Below are 17,862 nucleotides of genomic sequence, written 5' to 3' on the forward strand. Positions count from 1 at the left end.
TTATCACGCCAATGTAAAAGTACTCCGATATATAATAGAAGAATCAACCGAACGAGTAAATTGATGAAACCACCAAGAGAATGTGCATTACAATAGAGGGGGCTTTTGGGTAATAAGCAAGAGCTTCACGTCATGATCGAAATCAACAAGAGGAACGAGGCCATGGGAGTATGGAGAGAAAAGTGAAAATTATCGGTACGGGGGTATATTTACCGAAGCAGCGCGTTACTTCGGAAGAAATGGATCGGAAGCTTGGCGTACCCGCCGGGTGGTCCTTGAAAAAGTCGGAGGTTCGCGTACGATATTTTGTTGAAAACGAAACAGCCGCCGAGATGGGGGCATTCGCTGCACAAGCCGCACTGCAGGATGCGGGGCTCACCTTCGCTGACATCGACTGCATCGTATGCGCAAGCGGTACAATGCAGCAGCCGATTCCATGCACAGCGGCTTTGATACAGCAAGCAATGGGGAAAGGAAACTCCGGGGTGCCGTCTTTTGACATTAATTCGACCTGCCTTAGCTTCCTAGCCGCGCTCGACGTCATGTCATATCTGATTGCCGCTGGACGCTATCAGCGTATCCTCATCGTCTCGACAGAGGTTGCCTCAGTCGGCCTGAACTGGGAGCATAAAGAAAGCGCGGTTCTATTCGGCGATGGCGCCGCTGCCGTTATCGTAGGCCAAGCAGCAGCATACGAGCAATCTCGTATCGAAGCCTCATTAATAGAAACCTATAGTACCGGAGCCTCATACTCCGAGATACGGGGCGGAGGTACGGGGCTGCACGCTAAATATTACGATGATGCTCGAATGAGCGACTATATGTTCCATATGGATGGTCAGCCGATTTATAAAATGGCGTCCAAGCTGCTGCCTGACTTCCTTGAACGGCTGCTTGGATCGGGAAATACGGCAATGTCGCAATTCCCGCTTATCATACCGCATCAAGGCAGCGCTATGGCGATGCGCCTGATTAGCCGCAAGCTGGGCATTGCTCCAGAGCAGCTCATGAACATTACATCGGATCACGGAAATACGATTGCCGCCTCGATTCCGATGGGGTTGCATGAGGCCATTCACCAAGGGCGGGTGCAGCGGGGAGACCGTATTCTGATGCTTGGAACTTCTGCCGGGCTGTCATTGGGAGGGCTGGTGCTTGAATACTAGCAGTTCTAGCAGTCCGTCCAACGATATTCCGCGGGATGGGAGGCGAACTGTCCTAATTACCGGCAGCCGCTCCCCCGTCTCCTTGGAACTGGCGCGGCTATTGGGTGGTGCTGGGCACCGGATCATCATGGCTGATAGCTTGCTCGTCACAATAGGCTCGGCCTCCCGCTTTGTCACCCGCCATTACTGTTATCCGCCTCCCCGCCATGAACAAGAGCGGTTCCTAGCTATGATAGAGCGTATCGTGATAGACGAGCAGGTGGATTGCGTAATTCCAACCTGCGAGGAAGTGTTCTATCTAGCACAGAGACAGCGGGCATGGCCCAATGGATGCGAGCTATTTGCTCCTCCGTGGGAGCTGCTTAAGCAGCTTCATCATAAGGGACAATTCATCGAAATGATCCGGCAAGCTGGCTTACACGCACCTTCGACACAGCTGCTGACATCACAAGCGGAAGCATGCGGCTACATACAGACGCTTGGGGAAGATGCTGCCGTGCTGAAGCCGGCCTACTCACGCTTCGCGAGCCGTGTATTATTCGTACGGGCTGGCTATGCCCTTCCGGACGATATCCTAATCACCCCGGACTATCCTTGGGTCGGGCAGCAATATATTCGCGGCACATTGTACTGCACGTACAGCATTGTCCGCGATGGCTCTGTACGTGCTCATGCCTGCTATCCCTCCGAATTCACTGTTGGTGCAGGAGCAAGCATCGCCTTCAAGCATGAGCCGCAGGCCGATCTGCTGGCATGGGTGCAGCGATTTGTCGCCCCGCTTCGATATACGGGGCAGATTGCGTTTGACTTTATCGTCACGCCGGAACAGAACATCTACCCAATCGAGTGCAATCCCCGTGCAACAAGCGGCGTCCACTGCTTTACCGCATCTGATCAGTTGGACAAAGCGTTCTTCGAGATGAATGGTGGGAGAAATGGCGACACAGAGGTCGGCATGGACGGCTGCACAAATAACACTGCTAATCAAAATACATATCTTAATGCAAATTTTGATGCAAATTTTGATGCAAATCTTGGCGAGCATCATGCGAGAGCCTACCCCATCGAGCCAACATCCACCCGCCCTGCCATGTTGACGCTCGCCATGCTGGCGTACGGCTGGAGGAGTCCTCAGCGGGGCTATTGGTTGAGGGAGCTATGGAAAGGACGAGATGTCATCTTCCGCTGGCAGGATCCGAAGCCGTTTGTCGCGCAGGCCGTTATGCTATACCGCTTCTGGCGAGAGAGCAAAAAGCGCTCCGTCTCACTAATAGAGGCCACTACATCAGATATAGAATGGAATGGTGAATCATCATGAGCCGACGAGCATTAGTGACGGGAGGAACTGGATTCCTAGGGCAGCGGTTGACATTAAGATTGGTCGAAGAAGGCTATACCGTCAGCGCCATTGGCCGCAATACGCATGTAGGTCATGAACTGGAACGGATGGGTGTCCGATTCATTCCGCTTGAGTTAGGCGATGCCGAGCGGATTAAGGAGATATGCCACGGTCAAGATACCGTCTTCCACTGCGCGGCACTGTCTGCTCCATGGGGCGCATATGCCGACTTCTACGCCAGCAACGTCATCGGCACACGCCATGTCGTACAAGGATGCGTAAGCGGAGGAGCACGGCTCGTGCATGTGTCAACGCCGAGCATTTACTGGAATTGGCGTGACCGATTGAATATTAAGGAGACAGATCCACTGCCTTCTAAACAGGCTACGGCCTATTCTGCCACGAAGCTGCTAGCCGAGCGGGAGGTGGATCAGGCCGTAGAAGAGGCTGGGCTGCACGCCATTACGCTGCGGCCGCGCGCGATCTACGGTCCAGGTGACCGCGCCATCCTCCCGCGCCTCATAGAGGCGAACCGAGGCGGCTATATGCCGCTCATTCGCGGCGGCCGGTCGATGCTCGACGTTACGTATGTCGACAACGTGGTCGATGCGCTGCTGCTAGCCGCCGAAGCTGACGCGGCTGCGCTTGGCGGCAAGTACAATATTACGAACGGCGAGCCTAGGCTGCTGAGCGATCTGCTGGCTAGGCTGTTCGCCCTGCTCGAAATGCCGTTCCGCCCCATCCCGCTCGCTTACCCGATCGCTTCGGCGGCGGCCGGGATGCTGGAGCTTAACGCCCGCTGGTTTGCCAGAGGCAAGGAGCCGAAGCTGACGCGGTATACGGTTGGACTAATCGGACGGAGTCAGACGCTCGACATTACGGCTGCCCGCGAGATGTTGGGTTATAAGCCTAGAATCGGTATCGAGGAAGGCATGAAGCGATTTGCTGAAGCATGGGTACAAGAAGGAGGCTCGTCAGCTGCATGGACGTGAACAAAGGAGCCATAACAGAAGTTTCCGTGAACTTGATGACCGCAGGGTACTGCACGCACCGGGAATGGCTTACGATTCAAGGCGGGAGCGGCGCTTCTGTGCGCTTTCCGGCCATGTTCGCCTATATCGAGCACCCGCGACTCGGACCAGTCCTGTTCGACACCGGCTATTCCACGCGCTTCTTTCAGGCTACATCGTCCTTTCCCGCGAGGCTGTATCGGTGGACGACGCCGGTCAATATCGGCGAAGAAGAGAGTGCAGCCAATCAACTGCGCAATCTTGGCGTAATGCCGGAGGACGTGCGGACAATTATTTTGTCGCACTTTCACGCAGATCATATCGGCGGTGTGCGCGACTTCGCGAATGCCGAGTTTTATTATTTGCGCGAGGCTTATCGTCCCCTGCAGGACATGTCTCCTTTCCAAGCTACGAAAGCCGGCTTTCTGCCTGGGCTATTGCCGGATCGATTCGGTGATCGGTCCCGTCTTATTGAGGAGACATGCAGCAAAATAAGCTTGGACGAGGGATATGCGCCCTTCACAGAGGGATACGATCTGTTCGGGGACGGTAGCATCATCGGCATCAACCTATCGGGGCATGCGCTGGGTCAGCTTGGCCTGCTTCTGCGCTCTGCAGGGCATGAATACTTCCTCTGCGCCGACGCTGCTTGGTCAACGGCAGCCTATGCATCGCATCGGCGTCCGAAGTCCATCGTCAAACTGATCAAAGCGGATTGGCAGCAATATAAGGATAACCTTCATCGATTACATATCCTGCATCGTAGGCGACCGGATCTTCACATCATCCCAACGCACTGCCGGGAGGCCGAACAGAGGTACGTAACAAGCCCTAAGGTTCAAGGAGGTGCTCAGCGTGGATAAAGGTATGATGATCGCTGCCCGGGAATATATCCGCACGAAGTACGGACGAAGCTGGAGCAGCAGGGAAGCACTGGAGCGGTGGCAGCATCGTCAAGTGATGAAGCATCTGGGGCGAATCAGGCAGTGCTCCCCCTTCTTCCGCGAGCGCATGGGCGAGCTCCCCGACGATCAGTGGCGCGGCATGCCAGTCATGGACAAGTCGCTGATGATGGAGCATTTCGATGCCCTTAATACCGCTGGCGTACGAAAGGAGGAAGCGTTCGCCATGGCACTGGCAGCTGAGGAGAGCCGCGACTTCACTCCAGAATGGAATGGTATTACCGTCGGTATGTCCTCGGGGACGTCAGGCAATCGCGGCCTCTTCCTCGTCAGCCCACAGGAGAGCATGGCATGGGCCGGAGCGATGCTCGCCAAGGCTCTGCCTGGTTCCGTATTGGCTCGGGAGCGCATCGCGCTCTTCCTGCGTGCCAACAGCAACTTGTACGGGAGCGTGAGCAAGCGCCGGCTGCAGTTCGCCTACTTCGACCTGCTCGACCCATTGGAGGAGCAGGTCAAGCGACTGAACACTTACGCCCCTACCCTGCTCGTCGCGCCGCCGTCTATGCTCCGCATGCTTGCAGAACAGCTGGAACTGGGCTTGCTCGCGATACGTCCACGCAAGCTTTTTGCCGTAGCTGAAGTCCTTGATCCGCTCGATGAAGCGATAATTAGCGCGTCGTTCCAGCAGATCGTGCACCAAATCTATCAATGCACGGAGGGGTTTCTCGGCATTACGTGCGGACATGGGACGCTTCACTTGAACGAAGACCTCGTCTTCGTAGAGAAAGAGTGGCTAGACAAGCGGGAAAGAAAATTCACTCCGATTATTACTGACTTCCGGCGTATGACTCAGCCGATCGTTCGTTATCGGCTGGACGATGTCTTGACAGAGAGAAACGAGCCTTGTCCGTGCGGATCTCCCTTCACTGCACTGGAGCGCATCGAAGGGCGTCACGATGATATGTTCTATATGCCTTCACTAAGAGACGGCACTCTTACGACTGTATTTCCCGATTTTATTCGCCGTGCAATTCTGTCCGCCTCATCGAAGATTGAACACTATGCGGCGGTGCAGCATTCGCCAACGCACATCACGGTGGCGCTGCAAGTGCCTACTCAATATCGGACAGCATGTGAACGGGACATTATGCTCGAACTACAAAAGCTATGTGCAATCGTTCAGTGTGCAGCGCCTGAGATTCAATTTACCGAGTGGAAGCCGCAGTCTGCCGGGCACAAGCTGCGCCGGATCGAGAGGAAGTTTACAGTATGAGTATCGCAGTTCTATATGATGCAGCGAATATCGATCGGCTGCCTTGGCCGAACGATGAGGAGGGGCATGCGGCTAAGGCATGGATAGAGCCATGGATACGATATGGGCCGGAACGCGACGTGGATAATATTCAGACCCAGATGATGGTGATCGTCATCGACGACCAATATGTGCTGCCGATTACCGTTAATGAACGAGAGTACGACAACGCATATGTATGCTCGCCGTATACGCACTATGTTACTTATGCGAAGCAAGAGCTCGGCATGCTGAAGCAGCCGCTGCTGGAACGGCCGCTTGCGTGGCTGTTAAGTGGAATCGGATTAGGAATGAAGTTTGCGCAGTGCAATCGCGTCGTGCATGTGAACAATTGGCTGCTGTCTACGAATTTGTATCCACGTATGACGGCAGAACACGTATTAGCCATCATCCCCCTGCTGCAAGCTCGGTTCCCCGATCACGCGATCGTGTTCCGTTCGTTGAATCGCCACTACTACCCGGAGCTGTGTCGCAGTTTGGAGGAAACTGGATGTGCGCTTGTGCCTAGCCGCCAAATCTATTGCTTGGATACCCGCGATTCCAGAACTCAGAATGCCAAGGCGAGATGGTTAATCAAGCGTGATGAAGGACTGCTTGCGAAGCATGAATACGAGATCGTTCGGCATGAAGAGCTTGTACCGGCCGATATTCCCCGCATGGTTCAACTGTACAACTTGCTCTATATCGATAAATATTCACCGTGCAATCCGCAGTTTAATGAGCGCTTCTTCGAACATGCACTGACGACGAAGACACTGCACTTCGTCGCTCTGCGTACATCGAGGGGACGAATAGACGGAATTATGGGTTACTTCTGCCGCGACGGTATACTGACGACGCCAATCTTCGGTTACGATACAGCCCTTCCGCTGGAAACAGGCCTGTACCGCATGCTCTCCGCTGTCCTGTTCCGTGAGGCGCAGCGACTTGGCATGCAATGGAACGAGAGCTCGGGCGCAGCACAATTCAAGCGCAACCGGGGAGCTACCGGGCATTGGGAATATTCCGCCGTCATGGATCGGCATCTGCCGGTGTATCGCCGGAGCTGCTGGTCGTTCATTTCCTTGGTAGCCAATCGAATCGGCGTTCCGCTGATGGAACGACATAAATTATGAGGATATAGACGAGGAAGGAGGATTCATGTTTGACATCACCACATACGAAGTCGCAGCATTCTAATGGTTCTCCTTCGCGTCCAATCGCCGTCGTGACCGGCACGTCCAGCGGCTTCGGGCTTTACACAAGTGTCGCGCTGGCGGGCGCAGGATATGATGTCGTGGCGACGATGCGTGATACTGCCAAGCAAGGAAAGTTGCTTGCTGAAGCCCAGACAAGCGGCGTCTCCGAACACATCCATGTGCTGCCCCTTGATGTCACGAATCAAGAGAGTATTGAAGCTGCTTTCGAGCATATTCGCCAACAGTACGGCAGGGTCGATTTGCTCGTGAACAATGCAGGCTATGCCGCAGGTGGATACGTTGAGGAAGTGGATATGGACGCTTGGCACGCCCAACTGGAGGCCAATTTCTTCGGCACGGTCGCTGTTACGCGCGCAGCGCTGCCTATCATGCGGGAACAACGCAGTGGAACCATCATGAATGTGAGCAGCATTAGCGGCCGATATGCTTTTCCAGGCTACGCCCCATATGCCGCCTCCAAGTTCGCCGTTGAAGGCTTTACAGAAGCGTTGCGGCTTGAGATGCTGCCTTTCGGCGTATATGCCGTTCTAATCGAACCCGGCGCCTACAAAACTGATATATGGGAGAAAGGGTTCTCCTCTATCCAAATACGCGAGAATTCGCCTTACAGCAAGCTGCTTCAATCGGTTCTGCAGTTCTCGAAGCGCAGCTCTGAAACGGCTCCTCCCCCGCAGGAGGTGGCGCGTCACATCGTCAGGATTGCGCGCATGCCAAGACCGAAGCTGCGCTATTTCATGGGTCGGGGGGCAATGCCCCTGCGCATTATCCGGCTATTGCCGTGGAAGTGGTATGAGCGGCTCGTGCTGTGGGCTTTACGACGATAGACAAGGAGGCTGTGCCCGGTATACAGTTGGGCCAGCCTCCTTGTTGTTTAGTAAGTGATTGATGAACCGTCAATTCTTACTCTTCGTATTTATTTCTTAATAACCGGAATCCATACTTCGCTGCGATAGTCCTCTGCCCACGGATTGCCTGGAGGATACAGCTCGAAATCAGGGATCTCGGCTTGCTCATAATCTGTAGCGGGGAACCACTCCTGATAGATGCGGCCCCATACGTCTTGAATGGAATCAGGCATTGGGCCTGTTGAGGTGAATACAGCCCACGTCGCAGCTGGAATTTGAATAAAATCATACTCACCTTCTGATTCTGTTCGATCCGTCTCTACCGCAATCGCGTAGTTAAAGACTTCACCGCCCTGCTGCGCGCCATAACAAATGCCTAGGGTATCTTGATTTTTGCCCAGTGCAGCAATTTTAGCGACGGTTCCATCCGCGTGACTATCTTGCCAAAACTTCGGAATCTCGATCGAATTTTCTCCCTCTTTCGTGGTCGTCTGGATCGACTTTCCTACTACGGTAAACGCATCTCTCTGTACAATTCTATAATCCATTTCTTTGTCTCCCTTCAATGATAAGTGGAAGGAAATGCGAGGGAAGGCCTTCAGCTGAACACCCGAATTTCGAGCCTCAGAGGGCGAGATGCCGTGCAGCTTGCGGAACGCCTTAGAGAACGATTCTGGCGAATCGTAGCAATACTTCATCGCGACGTCGATCACTTTAGAACCAGTCATCGCTAACTCTTGAGCAGCCAAGGTTAAGCGCCGTTTCCGCACATATTCAGCCACTGTCATACCAGTCACCATATAGAACATCCGCTGAAAGTGGTGGGGAGAAGAATACGCCGCCTTCGCAAGCTCCGCCATATCCAAGGGCTCCTGCATCTTCGCTTCGATTAAATCAAGCGCCGACATCATTCGGTTCAGCCATTCCATTCGCAATTGCTCCTCTCTGAGTACATCTTATCAAGGCTGCCTCTTGCCATCCTGTCATTCTGTGCGATCGTGTGACAGACCTATCATCTGTTCGTATCATCGTCCCCGCTTATTCTCATCTATTCAACCCATACAATGCCTGAGTCATTCATTGGATTAGCGGCAGTCATGAACAAGGGTTCGACTTTAGTGCTGGAATCCATCATTTTGCGAACGTGTCCGCCATCCATTGCGAGAACTTTTCTTTTTCTTCAAATTGTGGATAATGAGCGGATTGATCGTATGTGATAAATTCCTTTTTAGCTGCATCGATTTGGTCAAAATACGTTTTGGCAGCTTTCGCAGATGTCATGTAATCGTACTGCCCCATAATGAAATAGACCGGTACTTCCAGCTTGGTAACAAATGTAGGCAATGGCTTCTTCAATGCCTGCCCTATCAATACTTCTTGTGCATTCGAGACACTGCGATAAAAACGGATGCGATCCAGCAAGTTATACTCCGGTCCGAACAAGCCTCTATCCATGTCTGCATTCACATCAATCAATCTTGCCGTACCGCCATATTTGCGCACATAATTGCGTGGAGTTAATTGTTCTCCGCTTTGCACCTTTTCCGTTAATCCTTGCAAGAACTCCACATCGGTTGTGTCGCCGCTCATTTTTGCTTGATCAAGCGTGAACTGCAATGCATCCTTTTCACTTTCTGTAACATTAGACATCTGTCCGATGCCAATATAGGCTTTATATTTCTCAGGTGCTTGCTGCGCAGCTTGTATGCCTATATAAGTTCCAAAGGAATGGCCCGCTAATATAACCTTCTCTTGATGGAAACGGGCCGATATGTAATCTGTCAGAGCCAGTACATCTTTCACTAATAAATCCGTAGACAGGCTGGAATAATCCTCCCCAAAGTGATACGACTTCCCTCCGGCTCTCTGATCGTAACGAACAACCGTGAAATGCTTCTCCAATATGTCTTGGTATTTGGTTACATAGGGGATTTCCGATACAGCCGGTCCACCGTGTAAGAAAATGACAACCGGATTGTTTATATCCTGTCCCCGTATCATCAATTCGTGGCCCGTTCCATTAATTTCGACTTCCTCAAGTACGCTTATGCTGTTTGCGCCTTCTATACTAGGAGTCCATGTGGGAAAAACCAATGCTATCCCGACCAATAATATCATAGCTATCCCTACATATAGAAGAACTTTCCTTACCTTTTTCACAGTCTCAGCTCCCTAGTCATATCTCATTTATAATCTAACGATCTATACGAATTATGTTCATACATAATTGTAATCGAGGAAAGATTTGAGAGAGACGTGCAAACGTCGGGATTTTGACTAGACCTGGGACCGGGAAGGAAAGCACAAGAAGGATGTGGAATGAATATACAAACATTACCGAATAAGGAGGTCGTACTATGCCATTTCCAACGCACATCGTATCCGCAGGTGGATTTGTGGAGGATGAGCAAGGGAATATCCTTTTAGTAAAAACTCGTGACGGGGGGTGGGTTTACCCTGGTGGACAAGTAGAAATTGGAGAAAATCTAATGGATGCTTTAGTACGTGAAATTAAAGAGGAAAGCGGAATAGACACTACAGTTAGCTATTTGATTGGTGTCTATTCGAATACAGGCATTTTTAAGTGGTATGATGGTGTGACTGATGTTCCTACCCAGGTTATATTTGATTTCGTATGTAAACCTGTTGGTGGGGAGTTAGCGGTTTCTGAAGAAACAACCGATAGCCGCTGGGTGGCGAAAGAAAGAGTTCTTGATTTCATTACACATCCAGCTATTCGTACACGCTATCAGGCTTATTTGGAGTTCAACGGAGTGGTAAATTACATGGAGTATGTAACTAGTCCCGAGTTCATAATCAAACACCAAGCGGGCATCTCCTCGTAGTTTTAGGCCATCCCGCAAAGGATGGCCCTCTATCGCGATCATACTTTATCCACATAAAAGAACACAGTTCCGTAGTATTTCATAAACCTTTTATAATCTTCATTTCCTTTCATAACAATTATCGTTGGATAAGCATCTACTTTACGTTTTTTTAATGTGGTTAATAACTTTATCTGAAAATTGCAATGAAATTTACCTTCTTCATATTGAAGAAGAAGTGGTGGTAGAGCGGCTGCATGCCCGTCATCTTCAGTCGCGTGTTTTTCATCGAGCTTTAATACTTGACTCTGAATGAGTCGCAGTGGAAACTTCACAACGCCGATACATAGATGCTCCCCCTTCATGAAATCATTTTGAAAGGGAATGACTTTATGGGTAAACAGCAGATAACATTGAATCCATTCTTCTAACATCCCGGCATTTGCATACTGTACAGCTGACTCCACAGTCGGGGCATAGGTTAAATTTCTATCGTTTTTCTTCAGATAAACGATTTTTTTGACAGAATCCAAGGTTGAACTACTCCCACTTTCGCCACGCTTAGAAGTGGGAGTCTTCTGTCGGGTAACGATAAAAAGTATTCGTCCGCAAGTTCCGACACCTTAACCCCATGAGTATACTTATTGCGAATCATAAGGTTGCGTCTTTGGAGTTGATCTCGGTAACCAGACGTCTCACCCCACGACCTTTTTTCCTCACCAGTAACGATCTGCAAACTGTTCAGGACTTAATTCATCTGCAACAAATCCACTAGGTGTCATATTTACCTTGTCAGAGAGCATTGCTTTAATGATATTATCCTTGCCCATCATTTGATCGTCCCTTCTATTTTCAAGTTCATTTGTAGCTTGTAATAAAGATTGATTATTTATAATAAAGAACGATAATTTGTAATAAAGTTTGATTAAAATCATCCTTCCCCTGTAAATTTCTTAGAGGTTAGATGATTCTTTGTTGGATATTTATGTTAATGTAACTATAGAGATTGTGATGAAATGTACTTAAACTAACGGGGCAGTTATTAAAATGTATAGCGAATGATTAGGGATATAAAGAAATAGTGAGAGGGGAAATTTATGAATATCCGTCCAATGACATTAGAAGATATTCCTAAGTTAGATGATTTAATGAATTATCTAGGTTATCCATCTTCAAATTTAAAGATTCAAGAAAGATTTAATAAAATTTTAAATTTGCCAGATTATAAAACATTCGTTGCTGAAATCAACGATAAACTTGTTGGTTTCGTAGGAATGTGTAAACAAACTGCTTATGAATTTGATGAGCCATATGTAAGAGTTTTAGCACTAGTAGTACACGAAGATTTTCGCAGGAAAAATATTGGGCAAAGTCTTATGTTGGCAGTTGAAGATTGGGCAAAAAAGAATCATTGTATAACAATTACATTAAACAGTGGAAATAGAGAAGAACGAATCGCTGCACATAATTTTTATAAAAATTTAGGATACTTAGGAAAGAGTACGGGTTTTAGCAAAAATTTAACCGAGTTTAACCAATAATTAAATTTCAATATACGAATCTATACAAAATAACGTTCCCAAATCAAAGTTTGGAGACGAACTCAAGGGCCACTAATGCTGTTAAATCAACGTTCGTGGCTTTTCTTATGAACATTGTTTATGCATTGTTTTATGCACTTTTGGTTAAAAGTAAGTCATAGCAAAGGTTTTGAAGTATTTGAAGTAATGTTGCACCATCGTCTTTGATGAATAAAATCGTGTATAAAAATTGAAGTCTTATCGTTGTAAATCCGCATAAATCTGACGAGTCCCCTTATTGTGCTAACGGGTGCTTTAATTGAATATTCGCATCACGAAATAATCAAACTTTTTTATAAAAACCAAACAAGATAAATAAAGAACCAACTGTTTTGATCAAACTTTGTTTCAAAACAGTTGGTTTCTTTCTGTATAAAATCAGCGTTTGCAACTTACTTTTAATCGAACTTTATTAAAAAGCTACATCATTAACATCAGCTGCGCATCTGATATGAAATATCATAGCATTGGAAAGAGCAGGGTTATAGGCAATGAATATGTTTACTTAACTTTACATATAGAACGGCATACTCTAAAACGAACGGTGGATTGGAACGCAGACGGGCGGGCAAGATGAAAGTAAACCTTCAACGAGAGCAACAACAAACAGGTAGGCTTTCGATCCTTTCAAACTAACAATACATATGTTACTATGGTTTATATAGTGGTATTGATAAAGGAGGCGAACACGATGACCGATAAACCGGTTGTTGATCTGGAAATTGGAATCAGTACGTTTTTGGAGGCATCGACGGATCCGGTGACAGGTGAGCGCATTAGCCATACCGAGCGAATTCGTCGGTCGGTAGAAGAGATTGTTCTGGCCGATCAGGTCGGACTTGACGTCTACGGCATCGGCGAGCACCACCGGTATGAGTATGCTTCTTCGGCCCCAGCGGTCATCCTGGCGGCAGCGGCGGCACAAACGAAACATATTCGGCTGACCAGTGCCGTGACCGTCCTGTCCTCGGATGATCCGGTACGCGTATATCAACAGTTTGCGACGCTGGATGCCATCTCGAACGGACGCGCCGAGATTATGGCGGGCCGCGGCTCGTTCATTGAATCCTTTCCGCTGTTCGGCTACAACTTGAATGATTACGATCAATTGTATGAAGAGAATCTGGAGCTTCTGCTCGCTATCCGGGAGTCAGAGAAGGTAAGCTGGCGAGGCAGTCGTCATCGTGCGGCTATCGACAATCTTGGCGTATACCCACGGGCCGTTCAGGAACCGCTTCCCGTCTGGATTGCCACCGGCGGTAACGCCGAGTCTTCCGTTCGGGCTGGCAGACTCGGCTTGCCGGTTGCTTATGCGATCATTGGCGGCATGCCGGAGCGCTTTGCGCCGCTTGTCGAGCTCTATAAGAGATCCGCGGCTAAGGCTGGACACGATGTGAACAAGCTGCAAATTGCAACCCACTCACATGGCATTGTAGCCGATACCGCCGAGAAGGCGGCAGATCTTCTGTTCCCAGGGACACAAGCGATGATGAACAAGCTCGGACGTGAGCGTGGCTGGGGAGCTCAGTACACACGCGCAACCTTCGATGAGGACAGCAAGTTGCGAGGCTGCCTCTATGTCGGCGATCCAGAGCACGTCGCTGAGAAAATCGTATTGCTCCACCGCAACTTGGGCGTCACGCGCTTCTTCCTGCACTGTGACATTGGTTCAATTCCGCACCGTGATATCATGCGCTCGATTGAACTGCTTGGCACCAAGGTCGCCCCGCTAGTACGGAAAGAGCTGGCTCGCAGCAAGGGTAACGCATAAGACATATTTTAGAGGATCCATTCACAATCGATCTATTTGAAATAAAAACACCTCCAAAGACAGATATCCATCTGCGCTTTGGAGGTGTTGCACTTTTTCCTTCATGCGACAACCATTTCACTTCGTTCCCGAAGTTGAACTGGAATTGGCATCGCCTCGCCATCTCTCATGAGACGAAATCAGGTAATTCATAACATTTCAAAGAATTCTCTTGACGATTTTCACTGGTTGTAACTATAATGGTTACAACCAGTGAGTGCTACAAACAGAAACCTTCCCTACGCGATTTGCATTTTTCGCTGCTTGTCCCAACCAAGGTGCACACTTTATGTTCGAACATTTTCAATATGTAATAGTAAGTCCCTTTTTTTGAAATTGTTGTAACTAATATAGTTACAACAAGAGTCTCATTTTTCACGCCCATCGTTGACGAGGTATGCAGCCAAACATAGGGAATACAGAATGTACATGAACTCATTCGGGCATACTTTACCTACTTTGGGGATCAATTTGAACTGGTGACATTAGTGGTGAAGGTCAGATTTGGAACGCGTTTAATTTTGCTTAGGTGAATAAGAGGGGAAGCTTGCGCTGGATAGCATTACGTTGCGGTTTCAATAATCGTAATCAATACAAGAAAGAGGGAGATTTTAAGATGTTTCGTAAAAAATCATCTATAGGAGTTATGTTATTGCTTTGTTTCACACTAGTGCTGAGTGCATGCGCCGGTAAAGCGAACACGACAAACAACGAGAGCAAAGAAGAACCTAAGAAGCAGGCGACTGAACTGAAAATCACGCCATTCAATCCTGGAGAAAACGGCCTCTTCTCCGTCAGTTCGAGCTTAATCGAAGGACCGAAAGAGGTAGTACTCGTCGATGCACAGTTCGAAAAGAGCAACGCCGAAAAACTGGTCAAAATGATCCAAGACACGGGAAAGAAGCTGACTACGGTTTACGTAAGCCATAAGGATCCAGATTTCTACTTCGGCCTGTCGGCAATCCGCAAGGCATTTCCAGACGTAAAAATCGTTGCTACTCCGGCAACCGTGGAAGGAATTAAAGCAACCATCAAGATTAAGAATGACTTCTGGAGCCCAATCCTGAAAGAAAACGCTCCGACAGAGCTGATTGTCCCTGATGTCCTAGACGGTGATAAGCTGACAGTCGATGGTGAAACCGTGCAGATAGTCGGTCTCAATGGTTCTGATCCGTCTCACACCGTCCTTTGGGTTCCGTCGAAAAAAACAATCTTGGGCGGCGTACCTATCTACGAGAACCTGCATGTCTGGATGGCAGACAACCAAACCCCAGAGAGCCGTGACCACTGGCGTGAAATTTTGAAACAGATTCTTGATCTGAAGCCGGAACGGGTTATCCCGGGCCATTACCTTGGCAAGAGCTCCGAGAATACGTCCAGTGTCACCTTCACTCGTGACTATATTGCAAAATTTGAAGAAGCGGCTAAACAGTCCAAAAATTCAGCTGAGCTGATTGCAGCGATGAAAAAAGACTATCCGAACTTCAAGAATACAAGTGATCTGGAAATGGGCGCACAAGTAATGAAAGGCGAGCGTTCATGGCCTTGATTTAACGTTTGAATAAAGGCCGTCATGCCATCTTCGTTCGGAGCATTCCACCATCAGGTTAGCTCCATTGCAGCGGTATGGCGGCCCTTTTTTATGTAGTCTATTCACGAATCTGTCAGTTCAAAATACCACTCGAGGAAGGAATTAAAGCTTTTCCATTGCGAATCCAGTTTACCAGCATAAAAATCCTCCATTTGCTGGCCCAATCCTAAGCCTATCACTTCGTCTGTGTTCTTATTATAAAAAAAGCCGTATTCCCCTTCAAAGCTATCCAAAGGAATATATTCTTCAGGCAGGTTTAAAACGGCATGAGCACTCTCCATTGCTAACATATAATCCGAAGAATTAATCATAAACCAACAAATCTGATAGATTTCATATCGTCTATTATAGAAAGTTGGCCCTTCCTCTGCATGCAAATAAAACGCAGCAAAATCCGAACCCAGATCAATGCCTAACTTTACTAATGCGTTTTTATACTCCTCATCGATGTCTTCAAACCACCAGTTTTTGCTTCTGCAATAATTGACCACTTTTTCCGACAGCATCTCGACTACTCCTCCGATATAAAAATAAACTATCTAAAATAGTCCTCTTAGTATATCATATTTCTTTTCTATCGTTGTTCGCGGTTACCTAGTTGTACTTCATAAGCAAGGCAGGTACAGTCGAAAAAATGGATAACTGTTAAAAATTTTATCGGAATGGGATATTTTCGAGCTCCCGATCGTGTTGTATATAGGAGGCGAAAAAATGGAAAGCAATTCTTTATTGCGTACGGATAAGGAATTGGCCGAACTCTATCAACGGCATGTAGATGTAGTTTACAGGCTGAGCTATATCTATTTGAAAAATCCCGCTGATGCAGAAGACGCTGTTCAATCTGTATTTATAAAACTTATTCAATCTCAGGTGGTATTCAATGACCATGAACACGAAAAGGCTTGGTTTTTGGTAACCACCCGGAATCACTGTAAAGACGTATTAAAGCATTGGTGGAAATCCCGGCGCGTCGATGCAAAGTCCCTACCGGAGATTTCCTCTTGGAATGGTCAGGAGGCATCTGGAAAAATGCTCGCAAGGCTGCTGTCACTTCCCGAAAAATACAAAACTGTGCTGTACCTTTATTACTACGAGACGTACTCGATAAAGGAAATATCAGAGTTGATAGGATACAAGGAAAGCACGATTCAAACACAGCTAGCCAGAGGCCGGAAGCTCCTTAAAGCGGACTTGGGAGGGAATTATCTTGAGCGACAAACAGATTAATCGACTATTTGAGGCTCTTGCGCCGACATCGGAGCAAAAAGAGAAAATGTTTCATAACATTGTCGTACAAAGCCAGAATGAAGCGAAAAAACAGAGCAGGTTTACTTCCGAGAGACGTTTAAGACCAGCGCTGCTGTGTGCCGTCCTGATAGGATGTTTGACGACAACAGCTTTGGCAGCGGCCTATATCGGGTTAGATGAAGCATTTATAAAATTTCTGAAGCCCACAAACCAGGAGCAGGCACAATTTTTATCAAATGGCGCCTATATCATCGATAAGCAAATAAAAAATGAAAATGGTACGCTTACGATGAAGCAAGTCGTCGGCGATAGTAATCAAACCTATATCCTCATGAACTTTACTGCTCTAAATGGGACTGTGTTAGATGCAGATGAATACCGTTTTGAAAGTACCTCTCTTCGCTATGATAGGTCGGGGAAAGATAGATTCGGATATAGTTGGGGGTTCGATGTGCTAGATGATGGACATCCGAATGCCAATAGTATCAACTTGGTCATGAAGATTACGACTAAACATTCATTAGCCGGACGTACATTTGATTTCGAATTCGAGAACTTGCAAATCAGAAATCCCCTTACGGAAGATTTTGAAACGGTCATACCAGGTACTTGGAAAACAACAGTTAAGCTGGATTTCAAAGAATATTCCAGCGTGCATCAGATCAACCAAGACATCGACATGTATGGGTATAAGGCCGTGTTAAAAACGATCTCCATCTCGCCAATTTCAATAACGTTACAGCTTGAGAGTAATTCGCTAGAGGAGATTTCCAGCACCGCTGACAGAGGGAAAATTGACGGTAAGTCATTGGATAACTTCCCTATCACGATAAACTATAAAGATGGATCCTCAGAGACGACAAACTTTTTTAGGGGATCAGATAGTATGGATCTTATAACTGGGCAAATGTTTACGAACAAAACTTTTAAAAATGTTATAAATGATAAGGAAATCAAATCTATTGTATTCTTTAATAAAGAATTTCCAATCAACGACTAAAATTCCCTATTGGTTCAGTTCATAAAATTAACCCC

Annotated in this window: 18 protein-coding genes; 13 read left to right on the plus strand and 5 right to left on the minus strand. The window is 47.9% G+C overall.

Features of this window, described 5'->3' with window-relative positions; all coding sequences use genetic code 11:
- Positions 1 to 170: 170 nt before the first annotated feature.
- Genes BP95_RS0111415 through BP95_RS0111445 form a run of 7 tightly spaced genes read left to right on the plus strand, consistent with a single transcriptional unit; the run spans position 171 to position 7,752 of the window.
- Positions 171 to 1,166, plus strand: coding sequence for a beta-ketoacyl-ACP synthase III (locus tag BP95_RS0111415; RefSeq protein WP_021254057.1), 996 nt, complete (start codon positions 171 to 173; stop codon positions 1,164 to 1,166).
- The gene (locus BP95_RS0111420; protein WP_139170634.1) at positions 1,156 to 2,484 is read left to right on the plus strand and encodes an ATP-grasp domain-containing protein; all 1,329 of its coding nucleotides are present in this window, start codon (positions 1,156 to 1,158) and stop codon (positions 2,482 to 2,484) included. Before BP95_RS0111415 ends, BP95_RS0111420 begins: the two co-directional genes overlap by 11 nt.
- Positions 2,481 to 3,497 carry an NAD-dependent epimerase/dehydratase family protein gene (locus tag BP95_RS0111425; protein WP_021254055.1) on the plus strand — a complete coding sequence of 339 codons (1,017 nt, stop codon included), beginning with the start codon at positions 2,481 to 2,483 and terminating at the stop codon, positions 3,495 to 3,497. Before BP95_RS0111420 ends, BP95_RS0111425 begins: the two co-directional genes overlap by 4 nt.
- On the plus strand, positions 3,488 to 4,378 hold the full coding sequence (locus BP95_RS0111430; RefSeq protein ID WP_021254054.1) for an MBL fold metallo-hydrolase: 891 nt from the start codon (positions 3,488 to 3,490) through the stop codon (positions 4,376 to 4,378). The genes BP95_RS0111425 and BP95_RS0111430 overlap by 10 nt, the downstream gene beginning before the upstream one ends.
- Positions 4,371 to 5,690 carry a F390 synthetase-related protein gene (locus tag BP95_RS0111435; protein ID WP_021254053.1) on the plus strand — a complete coding sequence of 440 codons (1,320 nt, stop codon included), beginning with the start codon at positions 4,371 to 4,373 and terminating at the stop codon, positions 5,688 to 5,690. The genes BP95_RS0111430 and BP95_RS0111435 overlap by 8 nt, the downstream gene beginning before the upstream one ends.
- Complete coding sequence (locus tag BP95_RS0111440; RefSeq protein ID WP_021254052.1) at positions 5,687 to 6,844, plus strand: hypothetical protein; 1,158 nt, start codon at positions 5,687 to 5,689, stop codon at positions 6,842 to 6,844. Before BP95_RS0111435 ends, BP95_RS0111440 begins: the two co-directional genes overlap by 4 nt.
- Before the next feature lie 29 nt (positions 6,845 to 6,873).
- Positions 6,874 to 7,752, plus strand: a complete 879-nt coding sequence (locus BP95_RS0111445) for an SDR family oxidoreductase (protein WP_021254051.1) — start codon at positions 6,874 to 6,876, stop codon at positions 7,750 to 7,752.
- Positions 7,753 to 7,841: 89 nt separating this feature from the next.
- On the opposite strand, the gene BP95_RS0111450 is transcribed toward BP95_RS0111445, so the two are convergent.
- Both BP95_RS0111450 and BP95_RS0111455 read right to left on the minus strand, forming a co-directional pair.
- Entirely contained in the window at positions 7,842 to 8,702 is an 861-nt protein-coding gene (locus tag BP95_RS0111450; protein ID WP_021254050.1) for an AraC family transcriptional regulator, read from the minus strand.
- A 202-nt stretch (positions 8,703 to 8,904) separates the two neighbouring features.
- Positions 8,905 to 9,933, minus strand: coding sequence for an alpha/beta fold hydrolase (locus BP95_RS0111455; protein ID WP_021254049.1), 1,029 nt, complete (start codon positions 9,931 to 9,933; stop codon positions 8,905 to 8,907).
- A 197-nt stretch (positions 9,934 to 10,130) separates the two neighbouring features.
- Here BP95_RS0111455 and BP95_RS0111460 point away from each other — a divergent pair, with 197 nt between their 5' ends.
- On the plus strand, positions 10,131 to 10,619 hold the full coding sequence (locus tag BP95_RS0111460) for an NUDIX hydrolase (RefSeq protein ID WP_021254048.1): 489 nt from the start codon (positions 10,131 to 10,133) through the stop codon (positions 10,617 to 10,619).
- A 38-nt stretch (positions 10,620 to 10,657) separates the two neighbouring features.
- Here the strand turns inward: BP95_RS0111460 and BP95_RS0111465 are convergent, their stop codons facing one another.
- Positions 10,658 to 11,131, minus strand: a complete 474-nt coding sequence (locus BP95_RS0111465) for a hypothetical protein (protein WP_021254047.1) — start codon at positions 11,129 to 11,131, stop codon at positions 10,658 to 10,660.
- Positions 11,132 to 11,314: 183 nt separating this feature from the next.
- Complete coding sequence (locus BP95_RS0111470; RefSeq protein WP_021254046.1) at positions 11,315 to 11,533, minus strand: hypothetical protein; 219 nt, start codon at positions 11,531 to 11,533, stop codon at positions 11,315 to 11,317.
- Positions 11,534 to 11,695: 162 nt separating this feature from the next.
- Here BP95_RS0111470 and BP95_RS0111475 point away from each other — a divergent pair, with 162 nt between their 5' ends.
- The 3 genes from BP95_RS0111475 to BP95_RS0111485 all read left to right on the plus strand — a co-directional run bounded on the left by BP95_RS0111475 (position 11,696) and on the right by BP95_RS0111485 (position 15,537).
- On the plus strand, positions 11,696 to 12,139 hold the full coding sequence (locus BP95_RS0111475) for a GNAT family N-acetyltransferase (RefSeq protein WP_021254045.1): 444 nt from the start codon (positions 11,696 to 11,698) through the stop codon (positions 12,137 to 12,139).
- A gap of 730 nt (positions 12,140 to 12,869) precedes the next feature.
- Positions 12,870 to 13,949, plus strand: a complete 1,080-nt coding sequence (locus BP95_RS0111480; RefSeq protein WP_028532210.1) for an LLM class flavin-dependent oxidoreductase — start codon at positions 12,870 to 12,872, stop codon at positions 13,947 to 13,949.
- A gap of 655 nt (positions 13,950 to 14,604) precedes the next feature.
- Positions 14,605 to 15,537, plus strand: a complete 933-nt coding sequence (locus tag BP95_RS0111485; protein ID WP_028532211.1) for an MBL fold metallo-hydrolase — start codon at positions 14,605 to 14,607, stop codon at positions 15,535 to 15,537.
- Positions 15,538 to 15,641: 104 nt separating this feature from the next.
- On the opposite strand, the gene BP95_RS0111490 is transcribed toward BP95_RS0111485, so the two are convergent.
- On the minus strand, positions 15,642 to 16,085 hold the full coding sequence (locus BP95_RS0111490; RefSeq protein WP_028532212.1) for a hypothetical protein: 444 nt from the start codon (positions 16,083 to 16,085) through the stop codon (positions 15,642 to 15,644).
- A 205-nt stretch (positions 16,086 to 16,290) separates the two neighbouring features.
- On the opposite strand from BP95_RS0111490, the gene BP95_RS0111495 reads away from it, so the two are divergent.
- Together BP95_RS0111495 and BP95_RS0111500 are read left to right on the plus strand one after the other, a co-directional pair.
- Positions 16,291 to 16,806 carry an RNA polymerase sigma factor gene (locus BP95_RS0111495; RefSeq protein ID WP_028532213.1) on the plus strand — a complete coding sequence of 172 codons (516 nt, stop codon included), beginning with the start codon at positions 16,291 to 16,293 and terminating at the stop codon, positions 16,804 to 16,806.
- Positions 16,787 to 17,827, plus strand: a complete 1,041-nt coding sequence (locus BP95_RS0111500) for a hypothetical protein (RefSeq protein WP_028532214.1) — start codon at positions 16,787 to 16,789, stop codon at positions 17,825 to 17,827. Before BP95_RS0111495 ends, BP95_RS0111500 begins: the two co-directional genes overlap by 20 nt.
- Positions 17,828 to 17,862 lie beyond the last annotated feature (35 nt).

It is taken from the genome of Paenibacillus sp. UNC217MF (assembly GCF_000686865.1).
Lineage (GTDB): Bacteria > Bacillota > Bacilli > Paenibacillales > Paenibacillaceae > Paenibacillus_B > Paenibacillus_B suaedae.